Source organism: Actinomyces sp. MRS3W (genome assembly GCF_032465695.1).
In the GTDB taxonomy this organism is placed as follows: Bacteria; Actinomycetota; Actinomycetes; order Actinomycetales; family Actinomycetaceae; genus Actinomyces.
Genome location: NZ_JAWDJJ010000167.1, coordinates 1 through 2,629, shown reverse-complemented (window position 1 = coordinate 2,629; position 2,629 = coordinate 1). Strand labels below are relative to the sequence as shown.

General features: G+C 71.9%; 3 protein-coding genes. 1 reads left to right on the top strand and 2 read right to left on the bottom strand.

Annotated features, from left to right (window positions below):
* Positions 1–517: NifU family protein (locus RWX45_RS05960; protein WP_316022847.1), on the top strand; the 517-nt coding region annotated here is incomplete at its 5' end.
* 21 nt (positions 518–538) lie between these two features.
* Here the strand turns inward: RWX45_RS05960 and RWX45_RS05955 are convergent.
* On the bottom strand, positions 539–1,777 hold the full coding sequence (locus RWX45_RS05955) for a TIGR04053 family radical SAM/SPASM domain-containing protein (RefSeq protein ID WP_316022846.1): 1,239 nt from the start codon (positions 1,775–1,777) through the stop codon (positions 539–541).
* Positions 1,774–2,580, bottom strand: a complete 807-nt coding sequence (hemQ, locus tag RWX45_RS05950; protein WP_316022845.1) for a hydrogen peroxide-dependent heme synthase — start codon at positions 2,578–2,580, stop codon at positions 1,774–1,776. The genes RWX45_RS05955 and hemQ overlap by 4 nt, the downstream gene beginning before the upstream one ends.
* Positions 2,581–2,629: the final 49 nt, after the last annotated feature.

Genomic DNA, 2,629 nt, shown 5'->3' with positions numbered 1-2,629 from the left:
GACCCCGGACCCCGCCGTGCTGCGCTGGGTCATCCCCGACGGGCTGCTGAGCTTCTCCGGGACCGTGGCCCGCGCCCCGCGTCTGCTGCAGGCCCTGCTCGACGACGGCACCCTGGCGGGCGTGGAGGTGGTTCCGGGGGCGGTGCTCACCCTGCTGGGCGAGGGCCGGCGCTGGTCGGCCGACGGCGCCCGGGTGCGCGCCGCCCTGGTGGATGCGCTCGGCGTGCCCGGATCGTGGGTGCCGGCGGCGGGCGCCGTCGGGGTGGGACCGGACGACGCCTTGGAGGCGGCCGCCCGAGAGATTGCAGCCGGCCCGGTGGGGGCGATCGCCACCGCACACGGCGGCTCCTTCACGGTGCGGGGTGTGGCCGACGGCGTCGTCGAGGTGGCGTTGGAGGGCGCCTGCCGGGACTGTCCGGCAGCGGTCATCACCATGCATGCGCGCTTCGAGCATCTGCTGCGGCGCCGCTGCCCCTGGCTGGTAGCGGTGCGTGAGGTGCCGAAGTCCGCGAGCTAGCAGACTCACCCCGCCATGCGGTCAGGCCGGGCGGCCCGGGCGTGCGGGTGCGCTGAGCAGTTCGCGCACGTCGTCGGGGTAGGGAAAGGTGCCCGGCTGGTAGGCGCACAGGGGCTCCTCGGCGTGTAGGTCCCCGGTGGTGTTGAAGGCGCGGGCCCGCGAGCCGCCGCATACGCGGTTGTACTCGCACGCCCCGCATTTGCCCTTGAGCTGGGAGGTGTCCCGCACCCCGGTGAAGACCTCGCTGTTGCGGTAGATCTCCGTGAGCGAGGCATCGCGCACGTTGCCGGCGCTCTTCTCCAGGAAACCGGAGGGAGTGACGTCGCCGATGTGGGAGATGAACATGAAGCCGTTGCCGCTGGAGACGGTGATCGGGGGCCGACGCCGGCGCTCGCCGTGATCCAGGCCCAGCTCCACGATCCGCTCCCGCAGGCTCCGGTAGAGCGGACCCAGGTGCATGGCGGCGATCATGTCCTCGCCCTCGATCCCCCGCTGCGCCAGCGCGTAGCGCTGCAGGGAGACGCGCCGGAAGTGGTGGCCCTCGGTGGTCTTGGCGGGAACCGCCTCACCCATGTCGTAGAAGATGTTGAGCACATCCTCGATCTCGGCGGCGTTCAGGCTGCCCAGGTCCACCCCGCGGCCCGTGGGCACCAGCAGGAACCCGGACCAGGTCATGGCCCCGTACTCGCGCACGAGCGCCGCAATGTCCGGCAGCTCGTGGACGTTGTGGCGGGCGACGACGGAGTTGATCTGCACCTTCATGCCGAGTTCGCGGGCCGCCTGCCAGCCGGCGACGGTGCGGTCGAAGGTCCGCTCCACGCCCCGGAAGGCGTCGTGGGTGGCGGCGGTGGCGCCGTCGAGCGACAGGGAAATGACGCCCACGCCCGCGTCCTGGAGGCGAGCCAGCGAGTCCTTGTTCAGCTTGTCCGTGCCGGAGGGGGACACGGCCATGTGCAGGCCCAGGTCGCTTCCGTAGGCGGTCAGCTCGGCCAGGTCGGGCCGCTCGAAGCAGTCCCCGCCGGTGATGATGAAGATGACCGCCGGCTTGCCGAAGGAGGCGGCCTCATCCATAAGGGCCTTGGCCTCGGCGGTGGTCAGCTCACGCGGGTCGCGCAGGGGCCGAGACACGGCCCGGCAGTGGCGGCAGGCCAGCTGGCAGGCCCGGGTGGACTCCCAGGTGACAAGCATGGGGCGCTGCGCCGGGTCGTGGCGCTGCATGCGCACCGGACGGGCGGTGCGGGAGCGGGTGGCGGTGCTCATGCGCGGGGCTGACGCTCGGCCCACTCGTGGGGGCTGACGCGGCAGCCGGTGTAGAAGGGGGTGTCCACGCGCACGTGCAGGCGCGCCTCGGTGTAGCGCTGGTGGTGGATGACGCCCTCGAGGCGGTCCAGGGAGTCGGCCTCGAAGCCGAGCACCCACTCGTAGTCGCTCATGCCGAAAGCGGCGAGCGTCGACCCCTTGACGTCGGGGTACTTGGCGAAGCCGTTGCGGCCGTGGGCCGCCATGATCCGCGAGCGCTCCTCCGGCTCCAGCAGGTACCAGTCGTAGCTGCGCACGAAGGGGTAGACCATGCACCAGTCGCGCGGCGCCACCCCGCCGAAGCAGGCGGGGATGTGCTTGCGGTTGAACTCGGCGGGCGTGTGCAGCCCCATGCAGGACCACACCGGCTCCAGGTAGCGGCCCAGGGCGCTGGCGCGCAGACGGTGGTTGGCGTCCTGGAGCTTCTCCGGGTCGTCGTCGAGCCACCAGATCATGAGGTCGGCGTCGGAGCGGAAGCCGGCGACGTCGTACCAGCCGCGGGTCGTGACCTCGGAGACGTCGATGAAGTGGGTGGACTCCCCCACCAGCCGGCGGCGCGTGTCCTCCAGCGGCGGCAGCGGCGCCGCCAGCCGGTAGACGGCGAACAGGGCGTAGTGGTTGCGGTTGTTGACGGCGTCGAAGTCGATTTCGGTGGCGTCGCGCGGGTCGTGGTGGGGGCGGCGCTCCTCGTCCTCGAAGCGGTGCAGGCGGGGTGCGCCCTGGCCGCCGTCGACCTCGGGGTGGCTGTTCTCGTGGTCGCCCATGGGGTGTCTCCTTCGTCGGTGATGGGGATGGGTGGCAGATGGCTGGGAT

Excerpts from the sequence above, each read along its gene's own strand:
- hemQ (WP_316022845.1), bottom strand. The coding sequence starts at position 2,580 with ATGGGCGACCACGAGAACAGCCACCCCGAGGTCGACGGCGGCCAGGGC.
- RWX45_RS05955 (WP_316022846.1), bottom strand. The coding sequence starts at position 1,777 with ATGAGCACCGCCACCCGCTCCCGCACCGCCCGTCCGGTGCGCATGCAG.